This window comes from Terriglobus sp. 2YAB30_2 (genome assembly GCF_052114765.1).
Classification (GTDB): Bacteria; Acidobacteriota; Terriglobia; order Terriglobales; family Acidobacteriaceae; genus Terriglobus.
This window is the reverse complement of sequence record NZ_JBFRFJ010000001.1, coordinates 1-19,001: the sequence shown is the minus strand read 5'-3', so window position 1 is coordinate 19,001 and position 19,001 is coordinate 1. Positions and strand designations below refer to the sequence as shown.

General features: G+C 58.3%; 17 protein-coding genes and 1 tRNA gene. 10 read left to right on the top strand and 8 right to left on the bottom strand.

Translation table 11 applies throughout. The annotated features are described in order from the left end of the window. Positions 1-903: 903 nt before the first annotated feature. Positions 904-1,191, bottom strand: coding sequence for a PqqD family protein (locus AB4Y89_RS00090; RefSeq protein WP_442298868.1), 288 nt, complete (start codon positions 1,189-1,191; stop codon positions 904-906). Between the two features lie 153 nt (positions 1,192-1,344). On the opposite strand from AB4Y89_RS00090, the gene AB4Y89_RS00085 reads away from it, so the two are divergent. Continuing rightward, positions 1,345-2,328: a hypothetical protein gene (locus AB4Y89_RS00085; protein WP_442298867.1), complete on the top strand. Its 984-nt coding sequence runs from the start codon at positions 1,345-1,347 to the stop codon at positions 2,326-2,328. Then, positions 2,321-3,274, top strand: a complete 954-nt coding sequence (locus AB4Y89_RS00080) for a radical SAM protein (protein WP_442298866.1) — start codon at positions 2,321-2,323, stop codon at positions 3,272-3,274. Before AB4Y89_RS00085 ends, AB4Y89_RS00080 begins: the two co-directional genes overlap by 8 nt. A 10-nt stretch (positions 3,275-3,284) precedes the next feature. Here the strand turns inward: AB4Y89_RS00080 and AB4Y89_RS00075 are convergent, their stop codons facing one another. After that, the gene (locus AB4Y89_RS00075) at positions 3,285-5,225 is read right to left on the bottom strand and encodes an asparagine synthetase B family protein (protein WP_442298865.1); all 1,941 of its coding nucleotides are present in this window, start codon (positions 5,223-5,225) and stop codon (positions 3,285-3,287) included. A gap of 247 nt (positions 5,226-5,472) precedes the next feature. Between AB4Y89_RS00075 and AB4Y89_RS00070 the strand changes: the two genes are divergently transcribed. The 3 genes from AB4Y89_RS00070 (at position 5,473) to AB4Y89_RS00060 (ending at position 8,362) form a co-directional block, all read left to right on the top strand. Continuing rightward, positions 5,473-5,631, top strand: coding sequence for a hypothetical protein (locus tag AB4Y89_RS00070; protein ID WP_442298864.1), 159 nt, complete (start codon positions 5,473-5,475; stop codon positions 5,629-5,631). Positions 5,632-5,738: 107 nt separating this feature from the next. After that, complete coding sequence (locus AB4Y89_RS00065; protein WP_442298863.1) at positions 5,739-6,857, top strand: PqqD family peptide modification chaperone; 1,119 nt, start codon at positions 5,739-5,741, stop codon at positions 6,855-6,857. Positions 6,858-6,973: 116 nt separating this feature from the next. Beyond that, entirely contained in the window at positions 6,974-8,362 is a 1,389-nt protein-coding gene (locus AB4Y89_RS00060; protein WP_442298862.1) for a glycosyltransferase family protein, read from the top strand. Positions 8,363-8,724: 362 nt separating this feature from the next. Here the strand turns inward: AB4Y89_RS00060 and AB4Y89_RS00055 are convergent. Further along, positions 8,725-8,801 (bottom strand) — tRNA-Arg (locus AB4Y89_RS00055). 64 nt (positions 8,802-8,865) lie between these two features. Here AB4Y89_RS00055 and ispG point away from each other — a divergent pair. Together ispG and AB4Y89_RS00045 are read left to right on the top strand one after the other, a co-directional pair. Then, the gene (gene ispG / locus AB4Y89_RS00050; protein WP_442298861.1) at positions 8,866-10,110 is read left to right on the top strand and encodes a flavodoxin-dependent (E)-4-hydroxy-3-methylbut-2-enyl-diphosphate synthase; all 1,245 of its coding nucleotides are present in this window, start codon (positions 8,866-8,868) and stop codon (positions 10,108-10,110) included. Between the two features lie 97 nt (positions 10,111-10,207). After that, positions 10,208-11,944: a VWA domain-containing protein gene (locus AB4Y89_RS00045; protein WP_442298860.1), complete on the top strand. Its 1,737-nt coding sequence runs from the start codon at positions 10,208-10,210 to the stop codon at positions 11,942-11,944. Positions 11,945-12,070: 126 nt separating this feature from the next. Here AB4Y89_RS00045 and AB4Y89_RS00040 read toward each other — a convergent pair whose 3' ends face one another. Further along, entirely contained in the window at positions 12,071-12,538 is a 468-nt protein-coding gene (locus AB4Y89_RS00040) for an NUDIX domain-containing protein (protein WP_442298859.1), read from the bottom strand. 42 nt (positions 12,539-12,580) lie between these two features. On the opposite strand from AB4Y89_RS00040, the gene AB4Y89_RS00035 reads away from it, so the two are divergent. Both AB4Y89_RS00035 and udk read left to right on the top strand, forming a co-directional pair. Further along, complete coding sequence (locus AB4Y89_RS00035) at positions 12,581-13,402, top strand: purine-nucleoside phosphorylase (protein ID WP_442298858.1); 822 nt, start codon at positions 12,581-12,583, stop codon at positions 13,400-13,402. Next, positions 13,402-14,025, top strand: coding sequence for a uridine kinase (gene udk / locus AB4Y89_RS00030; RefSeq protein ID WP_442298857.1), 624 nt, complete (start codon positions 13,402-13,404; stop codon positions 14,023-14,025). Before AB4Y89_RS00035 ends, udk begins: the two co-directional genes overlap by 1 nt. 112 nt (positions 14,026-14,137) lie before the next feature. Here the strand turns inward: udk and AB4Y89_RS00025 are convergent, their stop codons facing one another. From AB4Y89_RS00025 to AB4Y89_RS00015, 3 genes are all read right to left on the bottom strand, one after another. Beyond that, entirely contained in the window at positions 14,138-14,782 is a 645-nt protein-coding gene (locus AB4Y89_RS00025; RefSeq protein ID WP_442298856.1) for a lysophospholipid acyltransferase family protein, read from the bottom strand. A gap of 130 nt (positions 14,783-14,912) precedes the next feature. Further along, positions 14,913-15,698 carry a GNAT family N-acetyltransferase gene (locus AB4Y89_RS00020; protein WP_442298855.1) on the bottom strand — a complete coding sequence of 262 codons (786 nt, stop codon included), beginning with the start codon at positions 15,696-15,698 and terminating at the stop codon, positions 14,913-14,915. Positions 15,699-15,973: 275 nt separating this feature from the next. Next, positions 15,974-16,903: a nuclease gene (locus AB4Y89_RS00015; RefSeq protein WP_442298854.1), complete on the bottom strand. Its 930-nt coding sequence runs from the start codon at positions 16,901-16,903 to the stop codon at positions 15,974-15,976. Between the two features lie 115 nt (positions 16,904-17,018). On the opposite strand from AB4Y89_RS00015, the gene AB4Y89_RS00010 reads away from it, so the two are divergent. Then, positions 17,019-18,095, top strand: a complete 1,077-nt coding sequence (locus AB4Y89_RS00010; protein WP_442298853.1) for a 1,9-bis(guanidino)-5-aza-nonane synthase — start codon at positions 17,019-17,021, stop codon at positions 18,093-18,095. A 280-nt stretch (positions 18,096-18,375) separates the two neighbouring features. Here the strand turns inward: AB4Y89_RS00010 and AB4Y89_RS00005 are convergent, their stop codons facing one another. After that, the gene (locus tag AB4Y89_RS00005; protein ID WP_442298852.1) at positions 18,376-18,813 is read right to left on the bottom strand and encodes a nuclear transport factor 2 family protein; all 438 of its coding nucleotides are present in this window, start codon (positions 18,811-18,813) and stop codon (positions 18,376-18,378) included. Between the last annotated feature and the right edge of the window lie 188 nt (positions 18,814-19,001).

Below are 19,001 nucleotides of genomic sequence, written 5' to 3'. Positions count from 1 at the left end.
GACGCCCACTGAATTTTGAAGGCAGGTTCGAACGGATTCGTAAGCGTATGGCGGATGCGGTGCCCGCAGATGCGCGCCGGCGCAGCAATCTCTTACCGAATCCGATCAGAAATTCAAAATTTGTAGTCAGAACGATCAGCGAGTGAGCCAGGCGCGGGCATGAGGATCGGTGGAGACGTCCGGACACAGATCCCAACGGACAGGGTGTACGACAAGATCACAAGATAATGGAACCTTGGGGGCATGGCGGTGTCCCCGTGCCTGATTTTCAGCGTGCGGAAATCGTCGGCTAGACTCTCGATGGAATGCATAGCGTAGTTTCCTCCGTGGACACCTTTGGTACAGCTCCCACAATCAGCAGCCAGAGCATGAAGAGCATCTCGACCAGTTGTACGGGACTAGCCCAGCGCGACACGGCATCGGCAACCTGCGGCTTCCTGGAAGTACTGCCTGAACGAGATCGGCTCCCTGTGGTTCCAATTCCCGTCTCGTTCAAATTCACGACTAAGAACAAGAAGAACGAACTGGTGCGCCCGGAAGGCAATTGGGATCATGTTGGCCAATGTGCTCAATGCACTGAAGGGGTCCCCGAAGGCGATATGGATGGGAGAGTTCCAGGATTCGAAGGCGATGTATACGATCTTTGCATCGACAAACGGCAATATTCGCCGTTGACTACGCGACGCGGCTGACTCCTCTTCCCCACCGAGAACCCGATCAATTGGTCGTCGGCTGATCTAAGATCTGAGGTTTCCATCCCCGCGCGGCGCGCAGCCCCAGTTGAGCCTGCAGGCACTTCGTTGTGAGTGAGTTACTGGCGAGATCTGAATTAACGCAAAAGCACAGAGAAGATAGTGAACCGTTTCCAGGGTCAAGGTTCAGCCGCCAGACCCGATAGTTCTACTACGCCGTCTGCTGAAGGTCGGTCTGCAGCAACTCCAGAGTCATCATCTTTTCCAAGATCTCCCTTGTCTCTTCAAAGCACCTTTGGAATGGAACGTCGTATTCCTTAAGCAAGATCGAGGCGAGATCATCGACGGTGACAGGCTCTTCAATCAACTCCCAGATGCGTTTCGCTACCGGGTTTAACTCAAGGTATTTGCCTCGCAGGGGATCCAACATGATGAGGGAGTCATGATACTCCGCGCTGATGGTGTGGTTCGCTCGTTGTACTTTTGTATTGCTGTACAAGATGGCTTGGCTCCTCAGCAGGGTGTTTGGGGAATTCTATATCAGCAGCCGGATTTCGTTAATATAAGACCACCACGGCGGGACAGCCCAGGGAGCTACAGTTGAGGCAAACGAGAACCCCGCAAGCGAGCCGTATTTTATCGGAGCGAGTCCATGTTGTTTTGTTATACGGCTTTTGACTTCGACATCCAATCGGACCTTGCTTTACCTGCTCAGCAATCCGCGGGAGTGCGTAAGCGGCCGATGCTGGCGATCCGGGAGGATAAGACACTCGGTGAAAGGCCTTGGACAGGATTCGATTTCCGGATGTCAAACTATCTCGAATTTTCCATCCTTAGTTCCGAGCGATGGTTGTTGCGCTGTTACGACGAAGCATCCGGACGCGAGGCTTTACTGGAGATTGATGCAGCGGGTTTCCTCCGTTGGTTTTGCCGTGGAGGATATCTCGAAGGGGATTTAAGCCGCCTGATTGTTTATCAAGGGTTGCCGGCGCTTGTACTCCTGCGCGGCTCCGCGGTGCTTCATGGAGCGATGTTTGAGCACAATGATGTCGGTTTTGCCATCGTTGGCGCGAGCGGCAGGGGTAAGTCGACGACCACTGCCGCTCTGCTGTGTGCAGGTGCAGGTCTGGTTGCGGAAGAGACGCTGGTGCTGCGCGAGTCTACAAAAGGAACTTGGTCTGTCCTGCCCGGTTTGCCCCATCTAGCCCTGAGCCGGTCTCTAGCCGCACGGATGGTAGAGCGAGAGATACTTCCGGAGTGGGAGAGGGAGCATGCAGGCGAGGAGAAGGTGCGCTGGCGTTGGCATACGGAACAGTCAGCTTCGCCACGGCCGCCTGCACCGATCCAAGCTCTTTTAGTGCTGGAACCTCGCGAGCCGCAGCAGCGCACATGGAGCGCAACCCGCCTCGCCATTCCCAATGCGATACACGCTGCCGGTCAGCACGGGTACTGGAGCGCACAACTTCCAGCGCAATATCGGGCGGTCTCGTACCGGGCTGCCCTGCAGATCGCAAGCTCGGTTCCGGTTTTCCGGCTAACATTGCCGGACGGGGTGGAGCGGCTCTTCGATCAGGCCCCCGCTCTACTACATTCGTTGGTCGAATTGACGCAGCCGGTAGAGGCCAGCCATGGTTAATGCCAATCCGAGCATTCTTTACCTGGAGGTGGTGGCAGCGTGCGATATGAGCTGCCCGATGTGCGTTACGCTTCCGTATCGTGAAGGCAGGCGCAGGCAATTGAGCAGAGAACAGATTCGCACGTTGCTTCTGGAGCCGGCGGTACGGCGTGGCATGACGTCGCTTGTACTGGGCGGGGGGGAACCCACCCTACGGCCCGATGTCCTCGACATCGTGCGCGATGCCGTGACATGCGGATTCGCGGTTCGCTTCGCCACGAACCTGCTGCACATCAAGCCGGCTATGCTTCAGGGCCTTATCGAGGTTCTGAATGGTGAGGAGCACTCCGTCGCTGTGTCCTACGACTCACTACAGACGTCAGCTTTCCAGATCATCCGCGGAGGCGACTTTCTGGCCGGAGTTGAAGCCAATTGTGCTCATCTGCTGCATCTGCGGCGAGAACTGAGATCGCGTGTGAAGACCCGCGCCACAATTGTGGTCCAGGAGGAGAACCTCAACTCGGTTCTTGCCACAATCGACCACGTGCTCAACAGACTGGGATTCGACGAGGTGGGCGTGTATTTACGGCACGATTACAAACACGTGACCATGGATACGATTGCGGACCAGAAGATGCCGGAATGGTGCAAACGGAATCGCGTCACCTTGATCCAACTGGGTCTACAGCTCTATAAACGCGCCTCTGAGGACTCTCGCATCCAAGTGAGTGGTTCAATCGACGACTGGATCTACCTGGTCAGCGATCCGCATCGCATTGCACGCCGCTGTCACGCAGGAAACTTCCTTTTCTTCAATACGGAAGGACGTCTGCGCAGTTGCATGTTCGGCACCGAATACGCGGATATCAAGCAAACTCCGCTGGATGGGATCGTTGCGCTGGATGGATTTGCCGAGGCGCGCAAGCTGCACGCCTCCTGCAGCATCTGTGTCCTGGCCTGCAACTGAGGTGTGCAGACTATAGGATTACGGGCCGTCCACGCTCCACCATGCGAAGAAAACGGCCCATGGCGATTGCGCGCAGCAGTCGCGAACGGTAGTCGATGGTTTCGGCCTGCTGCAGCCGCTCGACCGTGGGCCACGCATCCACAAGCGCCGATAGACGGGGCAGATCGAGCAGATGCAGGCACAATGCTGAGCGCTGCATCTCCGCAATCTCTGCGCGCACGCGCCCCCGTCCGGGGCGCAGACGGTCCCACCAGTCGCTTCCCTGCAGACCCCTCGGTCGAGCCGAGTACAGCGCCTTCGGAAGCCGGTCGCCGAATGCTCGAAGGTGCATGGCACAGGTCTGCCCGTCTTCGAGATAGTGCTCCGCCGGGATGGAAAAGCAGACCTCCAATACCCTTCGGTCTGCCATGGGGGAGCGCTGGTCAACGCCCCAGCAGGCTAGCGTCGCTTTATTAAACTGGCCTAGTTCCTGGCAGGTTTCGAGTACAGCGATCCTCTTGTCCAGACCCTCCGCCCGGGGTGAGCGAACCAACTCCTCGAAGCGGCGCGAAAGATCGTATTGCCTTACGCGATCGGGATGTACCGGGCCCATCCAGCCAGGGCGTAAGGATCTCAGCGACCGGGACCGGTTGATACGTGACGCCAACGCTGGGAATAATGCGTTTACCGCGGCTCGGACGGCTCCGCGCCTCGACAGGAATCCCCTTCGCTGGAGCGCTTGTATTTCACGGGCAGCGTGCCACAAATGGCCACACCTCGCCAGGGCAGCCGGAGTATCCAGTCCCGGATGACTGACCGTAACGTTGCCAGGTACACCATGGAGAACAATCGGGATGCCGCGCTCGTGCGCCACCTGGTATATGGAATCAAACCAGGTCAGGTTGCAGAGATGCCCCTGTGGCCTCCCCAAAATGGCCTCGTCAGGCATGAATTCGTCCAGTGGGGAGATGTGTATGGGCGGGCGCAGAATCAGATGTTCCATCTCTGGGTAGAGGGCAGCGGTGAGCTCGGCGAACTCCGTCTCGTCCGGAACTCTCCCCCATTGCCGGTCCTCGGTGGCCCTTGCGACAGGAGCTGCCGTGACCGCGATCAGGCGGCGATTGCTGCCGGCCATCAGGCGGGCTGCTGTAGCTGTCACCAGCGTGCTATCCATTCCGCCGCTCAACTGGCTGATGACGTCGCCACGGCCGCGCAACTGAGCCGTTACGGCGCGGTCAAAGGCTTCCTGGAGCGCCCCGGCGCTCTGCTCCCGTGTCTGGTGACATGGGGCAATCTCTTCCGGCCGCCAGTATCTCGAGTGGGAGCGGCCGCCGACTTCTGTAAAAGTGACCACGTTGCCTGGAAGCACCGAATGGAGTCCACGGAAGAACGTCTCGTCTGTGGGGCCCATGATGGGAACCATCACCTGCGCGACCCGTTCTTCGTTCACCTCGTAGGGAACCTCCGACAAGGCGTGCAGGCCACGTGGCATCGACGCCACCGCGACAAAATCGCTGCCCTGGTAAAAGAACAGAGGGCGCTCGCCCACGGGGTCTCGGGCCAGATGCAGACGCCGTAATCGGGTATCCCAGAGCACGAAGGCGAAGACCCCTGTCAGGTGATCGAGCGCGTCCATACCCCAGCGGCAGATTGCTTCAAGAAGAATGGCGCAGTCGGATAGGGATGGGGCTGCTGTCTGCGTGAGACCGAGTAACTCTGCCAACTCCAGGCGATTGTCCAGTCGAATATCTGCGACGAGGGCGTACCGCTCGTCGCGGCTCGTAGCCGGCTGCCGATCGAAGGCATCTTCCGGCAGCGATGCGCGGAGATCGCAGCCCACAGCCACGCTCCCGGCGGTCCAGCTTGACGGCTTTCCGGACCCATAGGGGGCCAGACCCCGCAGAATCCTCTCGCAACGCGACCCGGCGACGGGAGATCCGTCGAAAGATAAGGAGGCAGCAATCGCCGACATACCGTGAAGTGTATCGTGCAGGCAGCGTCAGATCGGAAGCCAATGCTTAGAAGGAAGGCTCGCTTGTGTCTTTGTTCCGCCAACTGCAGATGACAACTTCGAAGTGTCTTGATAGCTTGAAATGAAACATCAGATTTTTTGATCAGGAATAAAGTCTTCTTCTTTGCCGAAGACTCGAAAGTTCCGTTAATTGGCGCAACAAGCTATCATCGCTCGGTATCAAATTGTCTCTTCACTCGGAGGTTTTATGAATTCGTCTGCCCCAATCCCGTCAAACGATAACCAAGCCAATCCTGAAGGCAAGCTCGAGTGGTCGACTCCGCAGATTGGGGAACGAGATCTGGCCAGTGCCGACAGTGCATCAAGCGGAAGTTTTAATCCTGATGGGACCACGGTTTATAGCTAGAACTGGAGCTGGGTTGGGAACACATTTGTCGGCGACGGGATGCTGGCTATTCGGCTCCAGAATTCCGCTGCTTGTACTGCGGCAAAAAGAGCAGAACAGGCGTCTGCATGTCTGAGAAGTACCTGCGTAGAGTTTTTAGTGGCATCCTCTACGATGGCTCATCCATCTGTTTGCGGAACGGTGATCTGCAGCTTCTGAGCTTGAACAGTATTGGTCTCGCGATCTGGGATCTTCTGGAATATCCCATCACAATCACGGGTATCGTAGCTCGTCTGCTGGCGAGTTACGATGTCCGTGAAGCTGTCTGCCGCAGAAGCACACTTGAGTTTCTGAACGAGTTGGACAGGTTTGGGCTGCTCAGACATGTTTCAGCGCCTTCGGCGGCAGAGCAACAGCGGAGCCGCTATCTTCATCTCCTCAAACGGACTCTGACCAACCTTGTTTACCCTGAAAACGCCCTGAGGATCTCGCGGCTTGAGGAGGGTGCGTTCAGCACTGACCGCAAGACCCGCACCGCCCAGATGGTTCAAGTGCGATACACCGATGCCGAGGCTTATGCCACCTGCATCCGGGGTCTTCGTCTGGGAAACCCTGCTCTCTCCAACCGGAGCTTCCCCCGCACGCTGATCGGTCTTGCCGGTCTGGATAACATTGAGTTCTGCGCGGAACAGGTCTTCGCTGATGAGATTCCTGGCGACTTTCTGGAGGCTGGCGTCTGGCAGGGCGGCGCATCCATGATGATGCGGGCGCTGCAGCTTGCTCACCAGCAAGAGGACCGCTCGGTATGGTTGGCGGACACCTTCGACGGCCTTCCTGTGAACACCTCTGAACCCGATATCCGGTTTGGTGTGGATTTCTCAAAGAACGCTTTCCCGATCCTGGTAGCTCCGCTTCGTACAGTCATGGACAACTTCCGTGACCTTGGTCTATTGGACGGCAGGGTGCGATTCCTTCCAGGCCTGTTTGCGGACGCACTTCCGCAGGCAGACACCGGCCCGCTCGCACTGCTCCGGCTCGACGCCGACATGTACTCCTCCACCATGGATGCGCTGAATAATCTGTACCATCGGGTCAGTCCAGGCGGATTCATCATTGTGGACGACTACGGCCTTCCCGCCTGCCGTGAGGCCATCGATGAGTTCCGCGCAAGGCATGACATTTCCGACCCAATGCAGTGGGTCAATACGACATGTGTCTTCTGGCGAAAGTCGGGAGCTGCGGGGTGAAGATAACGTTGGTCCATCTGCATTCGTGGGACAGGCAGAATGAGGACCGCGCGAATCTCTTCCACAGGATTGAGCGCCCGTGTGCGCTGCTAAATCGTGATGGAAGATTCGAGGCGATGGGAATCTCCTCTGATCATCCCGATGCCCCGGCGATGGCGTATGCCGCAGACATTCTGGTTCTGCACGTTCAACACGATATGGCTCTGGAGGCGGTGATCGACTGGCGGAGGGAGCATGGCAAAGCCACGCTCTACGAGATAGCCGACGATATGAGCGCACCAGCGCCGTGGCGAAAGAAGCCACGGCGCAGTCCGTTGATCCTTAGCGACTGCTTCAATCTCGCATCGCGTTGCGCAGGGTTACAGTTCTCTTCTGCGGCGTTGGAGCGCAAGTACGCCATCCTCTCCTCATGCAGGCAGGTGCTGCCGAATCTGATCGAGATCCCTGCCAGACTGGCAAAGAAGCCTCCGGGATTCACGGTCGGCTGGGCAGGAACCCGCTCGCATCGGGAAGACCTTCGCCCGATGGTACGGATGCTGCGCGATCTGCTACATCGGCACCCTGAGATCCAACTCGCGATGAAGGGCGATCTCGAGATGTTGCACGAACTCTTCGGAGAACTTCCTGCAGATCAGTTCCGCTTCGAAGATTTTGGTTCACCGGCAAGCTATGAAGCATTCCTTCATACACTTCACGTCGGTCTGATTCCGCTTGCTGCAACGGGATTCAACGCGGGGCGAACGGATGTGAAGCTCTTTGAGTATGCGGCCGCGGGCATCGCCGCCATTGTCCAGCGGTCTTCCACTTATGCACCGCACCTGAAGGAGGTACTTTGCTTCCAGAATCCGCAGGAGCTTGAAACGATTCTGGAGAGGCTCTATCTACATCCCGAAGAGCTTCACGCTGAACGTGAACGTTGCCATGCCTATGCATTCGCGCGCAACGGATTGGCCTCGGGAATCGAGCAGCATGCGGCGTGGTATCTTTCACATGCTCCATCCCCCGAGAATCGCATCACGCTGCCTGCACAGACCCCGGAAGCGATCGAGGCGATGGAAGCATTTCATCGGTTGATGGAGCGTGACCTGAAGAGCGAAGCAAACCTCGAAGAGGCGTTGCGGACGCTCGAGAGATATCCCCACTATCTGCAACTTCGGTTGCTGGTGGTGCGACTTTTGGTTGCAACCTGGCGTTTGCCGGAAGCGATCGCGCGGGTACGTCCGCTGCTGGCCTCTATGTATCGCGACCGGGTTCTGATGACCGCACTTTCTCTGGCTTCGACCTCGGAGCAGGAAAGACTTCGCGGGTATCTGCGCTCGGCGGCCGGGCGTGCACGCAGCGTTCCTTTTCAACGAGAGAACCCCTCAGCCTTCGCTTGGCAAGTACTGCGAGACGTACCCTTCGATTACTTTTCGTTGATGCTTTGCTCGCGAGTACCGTCCACCGATCTTTCAGAGGCTCAGCGGCAGGAAATACAGCAAAAGGTCGCTCTCTTCTCGGCATAGGCTCCAGCCCGCTTGAGGACCTGGAGGATGGTCCGCATCACGCCTCCTCCGCCAATTCGGGTTCGGTGACTGTCTCCGCCTCGCCCTCCGTCATCGGTGGTTCGAGAGCGGTGTAAAGGCAATGACGATACAAGCGTATCTTCGGAGGCGGCGCCTACCCGAATCGTAGAGATGGGCGGGCAAGATTTGCTCGTCAATAATAGGGTGAATCTGAGGGATCGAAAACCCCAGCAGCGACCCTCGCCGGCCGCATCGGCTTGCGGGGACCTGCAGAAGTTTTCGAGAAAGTATCCCAAACGCGAACGCCCCCTAGAGAAGAAGGTGCATCATTCACCGCATCTTATTGTTTTTATTGAGCTTAGTGGTGACCCGGGCAGGAGTCCAACCTGCGACCTTCGCCTTAGGAGTGCGCCGCTCTATGCAACTGAGCTACCGGGCCACTTCCCTCCAGTCTAACCCGGCCCCCACTACCCGCTGCGGTAAACTTAAAGGTAGAGAGTCCAATGCCTGAAATCCACCGCCGCAAAGCTGTAACCGTCAATGTTGGAGGCGTCCGTGTAGGTTCCGACGCGCCCGTCGTCGTGCAGTCGATGACCAACACTGACACCGCCGACATCGAATCCACCGTCCAGCAGATCGCCGCCCTGGCGCGCGCCGGGTCTGAGATGGTCCGCATCACCGTTAATAATGACGACGCGGCCAAGGCTGTTCCCTATATTGTGGAAGGCATTCACAACAAAGGCTGGAATACGCCCATCATCGGCGATTTCCACTACAACGGCCATATCCTGCTGACGAAGTACCCCGCCTGCGCTCAGGCGCTCTCCAAGTACCGCATCAACCCCGGCAATGTTTCCATTGGCCGGAAGGACGACGATAACTTCCGCACTATGGTGGAATGCGCCGTCAAGAACCAGAAGCCCGTCCGTATCGGCGTGAACTGGGGCTCGCTCGACCAGGCCTTGCTGACCCGGATGATGGACGAGAACTCCAAGTCTGCCACTCCACTCGACGCCCGCGACGTCATGATGGAGGCCATGGTCGTCTCCGCCGTTGACAACGCCGCTGCCGCCGAGCGCTATGGTCTTCGCCGCGACCAGATCGTGCTCTCCGCCAAGGTCTCGAATGTCCGCGACCTGATCGACGTCTACTCTGAGCTCGCCCGCCGCTGTGACCATGCTCTGCACCTTGGCCTCACCGAAGCCGGTATGGGCATGAAGGGCACTGTCGCCTCCGCCGCCGGTCTGGCTCCCCTGCTTCTGGCCGGTATCGGCGACACCATCCGCGTCTCGCTCACTCCTACACCCGGCGGCGACCGCAGCGAAGAGGTCCGCTGCGCCCAGCAGGTGCTGCAGTCCCTGAACATTCGCAGCTTCATGCCCCAGGTGACAAGCTGCCCCGGCTGCGGGCGCACCACCAGCACCTACTTCCAGGAGCTGGCACAGCAGGTGCAGAACTACCTCACCGCCTCCATGCCCGACTGGAAGAAGATCTACCCTGGCGTTGAAGAGATGAAGCTGGCCGTCATGGGCTGCATCGTCAACGGTCCGGGTGAGTCGAAGCACGCCAACATCGGCATCTCGCTTCCCGGCACCTTTGAGGAGCCTAAGGCTCCCGTGTATGTCGACGGCAAGCTCTTCACAACGCTTAAGGGCGACCACATCGTGCAGGAGTTCCAGGTCATCCTCGATAACTACGTGAAGCAGCGTTACGGCAACCAGCCCCATGTCGAACTGGTCAACGCGTAACTCCTGAATCTCCGTCCTTCCCTGAAAAGACCGGCATCCGCCGGTCTTTTTGCTTTGCATGCCGCACAAACTCCGCTACCCTCGTTCCACACAAATTATGCGCACGTATCCTGCTCTGGCCTTCATCGTGCTCACAGTGTCTGCAGCTTCACAGACACCAACCATTCGCACCGGCACTCAGATCGTTATCGTCGATGTCGCCGTGACCGACTCGCGCGGTAATCCCATCCACGATCTCAAAGCCTCCGACTTTACGCTGACGGAAAACGGTGTCGCACAATCCATCGCTCGCTTTGAAGAGCACACGGCACCTTCCGTAGCAGCCCCCGTAAAGCTGGGACCGTCGTTCAAGATGGATGCCGGAATCTTTACCAATTACACCCCCGCTCCGACCGACCGGCCTCTGAATGTGGTGCTGCTGGATACATTGAACACACCGCTCAAAGACCAGGCCTACGTCCGCAACCAGATGATGGAGTTCCTGAAGACCATGCAGCCGGGCGCGAATATCGCAATCTTCGGCCTGACCTCACATCTGATCCTGCTGCAGGGTTTTACGTCTGATCCCTCCGTGCTGCGTGCGGCGCTCGAGCACAAGAAGAGCAACCCGAAGAACTCTCCCCTTCTTCCCGAGCCGATCGGTAGCGACACGATCTCAGACCAGGCCGCCCTCACCGGGGCCAGTGCGGAGACACTCGCAAACCTGCAGCAGTTCGAAGACAACATCACCGCGATCCAAAACCAGATGCGTGTTCTATACACGATGGACGCGATGAATCAGCTTGGCCGCTATCTCTCCGCGTTTCCCGGACGCAAAAACCTGATCTGGTTTTCGGGGTCATTCCCGCTCAGCGTCCTGCCGGATGGCGATAACCCCAACACCATGCAGTTCTCTTCGGATAAGGAGTTCCAGGACACGACGAACCTGCTTACCCGCAGCCAGGTCGCTGTCTACCCGGTCGATGCACGAGGCCTCTTTGCGCCACCGATGTATGACGCGTCAAACTCAGGTGCACGCTATGCCCGCAACCCTCGCGGGTTCGCGCAGGACCTCGCGAAATTTTCCGCGCAGACTGCCGACGAACACGCCACGATGCTGCAAATGGCCGAGGCGACGGGAGGCAAGGCTTTTCTCAATACGAACAATCTGCACTCGGCGGTGCAGAAGGCCATCGACTCCGGCTCAAACTTTTATACCCTGATCTACACTCCCTCAAACAAAGACTGGAATAGCAGATATCGCAAGATCGTCGTGCACTCTGACATACAGAACGTGCAGCTTACCTATCGCCGTGGTTACTATGCATATCCGCCGCAGGAATCGATGGCGGCGACGAACTCCCAAACCACTGCGCCGGGCTACGATGCCATGCGTGCTGCCATGCAACGCGGTGGACCGCAACCGACCGAGATTCTCTTCAAAGCACAGGTCCTCTCGGCTGCAACGCTGACCGATACCGCAGAACCCAGTACCAGCACCGCACCTGCGTTGAAAGGCCCGTTCCGGAAGTACACCATCAACTATGTAGCGCTTCCGGGCGACATCTCGTCTCCGATCGGAAAAGACGGGAACCACATCCTTGGGCTGCAGTTCGTTGTCGTCGCTTATGACCGGGATGGCAAGCCCCTGGCCTCCACAAGCAGTCCGCTCACCATCTCTCTGAAGCCCGACAACTATAAGATCATGATGCAGCAGGGGGTACAGTTCTCTGAGAACATCAGCGTTCCTGCAAAAGGAGAGGTCTTCCTGAGGATTGGCATTCACGATCTGTTGAGTAACAAGGTCGGTGCCGTGGAGCTTCCAACCAATGCGGTGCCATCACCAAAGCCATAAATTACTGCGGGACTAGAGCATTTTCCCTATGGGTGGAATGTAGGGATTCCGCATCTATGGGCGTTTTCCGCAATGAAAGCGCCGCTGCACGGCCCTCACGGGATACCGAGCAACAGGGGAAATGCTCTAAGACGGTTTGATCGCCTCTTCCAGACGATCGAGAAACGGCCACTGTGCTTCGCGTAGATACTCTTTGGCGTTCTCAAGATTGAACCAGCGGCCTTCATCAACTTCGGGGATTTCGATCTTCTTTCCTGACCGTGGCGGCCACTCCACCATGCAGGTATTGCTGACCAGCGTGTCCGCCTCGAAATCTCCGCGAAAGGCCCACGCCTCAACCTTCTTTCCGCTCTTCTGGCGGATGGACCCGAGCGGAAGAAACGGCGCTTCGGCCTCGAATCCAGTCTCTTCTCGAAATTCCCGAACTGCGGCTGCCAGAGGCTCTTCCCCGTCAAGGAATTCTCCCTTGGGAACAGTCCAGTGACCGGCCTGCTTCTTACTCCAGAAGGGTCCGCCAGGGTGCACCAGAAACACCTCCAGGACCGCATGCTGCAAACGGTACATCAGTAGCCCGGCACTCTGCTTCTCAGCCATCGCACTATGGTTTCGTCTTTGATACCCTCTTTGCAACTCCTCATGTCCGAAATATTGAGCAACGCCCAGACCGCCGTTTCGTATATCCGCTCCAAGACATCCCTGGAACCCAAGCTCGCCATCATCCTCGGCTCCGGCCTCGGCAGCTTCGCCTCACAGGTGGCCGATGCGGTCACGATTCCCTATGCTGAGATTCCGAACTTCCCGCAGTCAACCGTTGCGGGACACAGTGGCAAGCTGGTGCTGGGCACCATCGATGGAGTCCCCGTCGCCGTCATGCAGGGTCGCGTCCATGCCTACGAGGGATACACCATGGCGCAGGTCACCTTCCCCACGCGAGTACTCGGCTTGCTTAGTGTCAAAAAGCTGATCGTTACCAATGCCGCCGGCGGCATCAACACGCGCTATGGCCAGGGAGCCATCGTCGCCCTCTCTGACCACATCAATCTCTCCGGAACCAACGCGGCTCTCGGCCCCAATATCGACGCGCTAGGCCCGCGCTTCTTCGATATGTCCGCAGCCTACTCGCCTGCGCTGCGTAAGCTCGCCATCCATGAGGCTGCCAAACAGGGTTGGACGCTTAACGAAGGCGTCTACCTCGCTGTCCTTGGACCCAGCTATGAGACACCGGCGGAGATCCGCGCCTTCCGCACTCTGGGAGCGGATCTTGTCGGCATGTCGACCGTGCACGAGGTCATCATCGCCCGCCACATGGGCATTGAGGTCCTGGGCCTCTCCGTGGTGACCAACATGGCGGCGGGAGTGCTCGACCAGCCCATCAATCACGAAGAGGTCATGGAAATCGGCAAGCGCATCGAGGGTCAGTTCACGGCACTTCTTACCGCTCTGGTGCCGCAGATCTAATGATGTTCAAGCCACTCGTCATTGCAATTGCCGGTTGTTCGGGTTCGGGCAAGACCACCCTCGCGCGCGAGCTCTGTACCCAGCTCGAAGCTACGCTCTTCGCGCTCGATCTCTACTATCGCGATCTCTCGCACCTGCCGTTCGAGGCCCGCGACAAGACGAACTTCGACCACCCGGATTCGCTTGAGGCTGAACTGCTCATCGAGCACGTCCGGCTGCTCGCCGACGGCAAACCCATCCGCCGGCCGATCTACGACTTCAAGACCCACTCGCGTGTCCCCAACCAGTTCGATCCGGTTACGCCCACACGCGTCGTCATTGTCGAAGGCATCCTGGCGCTGCACTATCCGGAGCTGCTTCCGCTCTACAGCTTTTCCGTCTACGTCGACGCGCCCAACCAGATCTGCCTCAACCGCCGCATCTACCGCGATATGCGTGAGCGTGGACGTACCGAGCAGTCGGTCCGTGATCAGTTCGAAGCGACGGCAAGGCCAATGGCTGAGATGTACGTCGTTCCCTCGCAGCTCAATGCCAACATGACCGTCAAAGGCACCGAGGCTCTGGACTGGTCTGTCGAAAGCATTCTGGTGGAGCTGCGCAAGCGGAACCTGCTCTCTCGCTAAAGCATTTTCCCTGCAGGTGTAGGGCTTCCGTATCTATGGGCGTTTTCCGTAGTGAAAACGCTGCTGGGTATCCCTTCCGGGATACCCAGCAGCAGGGAAAATGCTCTAAAACTCATGAGAGAACAGGCTCGCTTGCTGCAAGTTCTTCGTGCATGCCGCGCATGAGCGCTTCGCTTCTCCGCGCGGCATCCTTGCGGTCTTCGGTGCGGATCGCCACTGGTGAGTACTCCACCACGGCCTCAATCGTCTTTAGTGTGAACAGCTTCATCATGTGCGGGCCGAAGCTCATATTGCCCCAGTAGGCCACCTTCTGCCGCACCGCCTCACGTCCCTCGCCCGGAATCGCATAGCGGACGCAACACGTCCAGATCTCCGCCTCGGCCCTTACCGGCGCCTCAAAGAGCGATGTACGGAATGGTCGAATCTGCTCGCCATCCGAGCTGGTTCCCTCAGGGAAAAACAGCACCATCAATCCCTGCTCCATGCGCTCGTGCATCTGCGCAGCCACACTGGCCGTCGCCATCCGGTTCTCGCGATTCACGAAGATGGTGCCGGCAATGCGAGTTAACCAGCCGAAGACCGGCCAGTCTTTCACCTCTGCCTTTGAGACGAAGACCGTCGGCACAATCGAGCCCAACACCAGCACGTCGACATAGCCCATGTGGTTGCTCACGAGCAGACCATGCCGGGCCGGCTCACCGATGATGCGCACGCGCACACCGGCCATACGGACGACGAAGCGGCTCCACTTGCACATCCAAACCGCCCTGCCCCGTGCTGACTTATCCCTTTGCAGCGCCGCTTCAGTCAGCGCTACTACCGTCATTCCTGCCAGAAACAACAGACGCCGCAGCGCCCGCAACACACCTATCAACTCTCTCGTCCCTTCATCCAAACAGCCGTGCAGCCATTCTAGGATGAAGCCGTTCCAAATCCATAAGGGTAAGAAAATCGATGGTGCGGAATTCGCGGTCGATCGCCGGTTCTCCGCAGATCCGCGCCCCCAGCGCCAGGTAGCTGCGCAGCAGCTTGGGAGGCTGCTTGACCTCGGCCTCGTCTCCGGCGCGCTCCATGCGCAGTGCCGGAAGGGGAAGCGTCCGGAGAGGCTCCTCCACCTGGTACTCCTTCAGCCCGCGAAACACGCTCCAGCCTTCGGCCGCATCTTGTGAGTTCAACGAGCAGCAGCCGATCATCCAGCGCGCATCGCGCTCTTTGGCGTAGCGGGCAATTGCCTTCCACAGCAGATTCAGGACCTCAGGCAAGCGATGATCGCGATGAATGCAGGCCCGGCCCAGCTCGATTGTCCGCTCCCGCAGCGATTCATACGGGCTGAGATCGAATTCCTGTGCGCTGTAATATCCATGGGCCTGCAATGCGCGCAGGCCTGTCTGCAGCCGATAAGTGCCGATCACCGTTCCGCACTCGATACGCTCCACGACGATGTGGTCGCACACGTCATCGAAGCGGTCACGATCGTGGCCGGTGGCAAAGGCCTCTTCGCTTCCCTCGTTCAGCTCCAGGTTGAAAACGACAAAGCGCAGTCGATATACCGCCAGCCGATCAGCCTCAGTTACCGCCAGCCTTGCCCGGTAGGGCCCCACTTGCAACACAGCATCGCCCGGCGCCCATACAACCGGCTGCAAAGAAACCGGAGTCCGAACCGCAGTTGCCATCCTCACCTCGCCCTGATTGCTGCGTGAAGAGTGACACCATTCCGCGAAGAACCTGCAAATCTGCGGTCAACATCTGGTTCAGATCGTGTAAATACGCTGCAAATATGAAAAACGGGAGAGTCCAATGGACTCTCCCGTTCTATCGCCCACAATTCATTGGATCTAGATCATTTTTCCTGTTGCTGGGTATCCCGGAGGGATCGCGCAGCGGCGTTTTCATTGCGGAAAACGCCCAGAGATGCAGAATCCCTAGACTACACCTACAGGAAAATGATCTACGGACGATACGGTGGCACCGGGTCCGCACTGCGCACCCAGGCCGTGTAGATCATGTCCCGCAGCTCTGTCGCTCCCGCCGCCAGGCGATCGTCAATAAAGCTCCGCGCATCCGGCGTGCCCGAACCCATAAAGCCACCCGCCTTCTCCAACTGGTAGGTCTTCTCCACCATGGTCTGCGAGTGCCGCAGGTAGGCCACGTAATCGTCGAAGACGTCGCCCAGCAGCTTCGGCTCCTTGCTGACCAGCGGCGAGACCTCGGCGATCTTGATGTTCGCCTTGACGTACGTGCTCTCCATCAGGCCGTGGATCTTGTGCTCGGTGGTGTAACCGCTTGGGTTCGCCCCGGTCCAGCCGTTGTATTGGATCGACGTATGGTGCGGGTTGGAGCCGTCGCCGACATAGTGCCCAAGCCAGCCGGCGTAGAACAGAATTGCAGCCTCAACCGGCTTTGTATCCTTCTTCTCGGCCGACAATGTCCGGTAGGCCCGCATCGCCGCCTTCAGGCGCTCCCAGACCTCGGTGGTCACGTACGGTTGCAGACCAACCTTTTCGGGAGTCAGCGGAACATCCGGATGCTTCGACTGCGCCGCGGCCAGCCCGCGGATAAAGTCATAGCGCTTGCGCGGGAGCGGCCCAGCCAGATCAGCCCACTCCATGTCCATGAAGTGCTCAGGCGCCTGCGCGGCGTTCAGCTCGGGTTCGGTGGAGTCGCGCCAGCGATCGGGCTCCGGTCCCAGGTATTCCACCTCATTGATCGCTTCGGGCGTCTTCAGAAACGCCGGAACATCCGCCGGCAGGGCCTGTATCGCCAGCCGGTTAATCATCATGTGGCCTTCCAGCCCCCATCCAAACGTCGGCGGAGCCGCCATTAAAGGCAGCAACGCTACAGCCGCGCCAAAGCGCACCAAGGTCCGCAATCTTTGCATGGCGACGAGTATATCCGCCCCCACATTGCCCCGAAAGTCCAGGATTTTTCCGCCAACCGAAAATTCACGAAAACCCGCGCCGTTCCAGTGCAAAATTGATATCCTAGAGGTTGTTATGCCGACTAAAAAAGAGCTTCTGACCAACCCCATCCAGCACATCGACATCAAGCAGCACAACGTCGTTCCGCTGGTCGATGCCATGGCAAACATGGCCTATTCGTCGCGTGACCTCAACCGCGCCGCCAAGATCTACGAGATGATGCTGCAGGATAAGGACTGCGGCGTGATCCTCTGCCTCGCCGGCTCGCTCATCTCCGCCGGCCTGAAGCAGATCTTCGTTGACCTGATCCGCAACAACATGGTCGACGCCATCGTTTCCACCGGCGCCAACATTGTCGATCAGGACTTCTTCGAGGCCCTCGGCTTCAAACACTGGATCGCGAGCGAAGAGTACAAATACGGTGCCCACGATGCCGATCTCCGGGATCTGGCCATCGACCGTATCTACGACACCTTCATCGACGAAGACGAGCTCCGCATCTGCGACGACACCACCAAGATCATCGCCGACTCGCTCGAGCCCCGCGCCTACTCCTCGCGTGAGTTCATCCATGCCATGGGCGCCTACCTGGTGAAGAATGGAAAGACCCCGGCGAACGGCGGAGCCGACTCGATCGTGCTCGCGGCCTATGAGAAGAACGTGCCGATCTTCTGCCCGGCCTTCTCCGACTGCTCGGCCGGTTTCGGCTTGGTCGCTCATCAGCACCAACGCACCGCCGCCGGCAAGCCGGTGGTTGCCATCGACTCCGCCAAGGACTTCTACGAGCTGACCAAGATCAAGCTCGAGAATCCTGTAACCGGCCTGCTGATGGTCGGCGGCGGCGTTCCCAAGAACTTCGCCCAGGACATCGTTGTGGCCGCGGAAGTTCTGCTCGGCGACGATGCAGATGTGGCCATGCACAAGTACGCCATCCAGATCACCGTTGCCGACTCGCGCGACGGCGCCCTCTCCGGCTCCACGCTGAAGGAAGCTTCGAGCTGGGGCAAGGTCGACCTGGCTTGGGAGCAGATGGTCTACGCCGAGGCCACTATGGCTCTACCGCTCATCACCGGCTACGCCTTCCACAAAGAAGCCCACGCCGCCCGCACCGGCAAGAACTTCGCCACGATGCTCGAGCCGGTCACAGCGTAAGACAACATCCGCATCAACGAGAAAGGCCGGGCATACGCCCGGCCTTTCTTCTTATGTTCAGCAATGACATATTCGGGCTGCTATACATTCGTTGCCCCATTCTTCGCTGTAAGCGAAGGGTGGGGTTTCTCGCGAAGCGAGATCGTTTTGATCTTTGGCTGAAGGCGGACACCAAGTTTGTTCAATACGCTGAAAACGGTCGCGCACAGCGCGATACCCCACCCTTCGCGATACAACCGCGAAGAATGGGGCAACGAATATATCGGCTTCCCGACAGAGCTTACTTGCAATCTTTCTTCCCGGTATCCGCAATCCCTGCGATCATCCACGTCCCGTCTTTCTTCACCATGTTGAAGAGGTCGGTTCCGCAGTGATCGACCTTGCCGTCGACATAGAAGTCAAACGGAGCCCAGACAACCGCTAGATCGTTATCGATCCGGATCAGCGGGTCGTGGATCTTCTCTTCAATCTTCGTCGTTCCTGGTTTGCTCACACGCTCGGCGAACTGTTCAATCGTCATCTGTCCGGGCTTGCCGTTGCGCATCAATACCAGCGACCCACCGGGCAGAAACGAAGCCTTCATCGCGGCAGCATCGCGCGCCGAAAGACCAGCAAAGAAAGCCTGTACAGGAGCTAATACTGCATCCTCTTCGGGCGTGCCCGCCACCGCAGCCGAAGTCACCAGTAGACCTGCGCACAACAACGCAATCTTCTTCATGGCTGCAGATTCTAGAGCATTTTCCCTGTTGCTGGGTATCTGTGATGTTTCAAGAGGTTGTTGTCCATCCGTTTGTATCTGGAGATTCTGTTTGTGACGAGCAAATAGAAGTTTCCGGAGGAACGGATGGACTATCACTATCATGCCCGATTGACGGTGCATGGTCGAAGAGCGATGTGTGTAGCCGT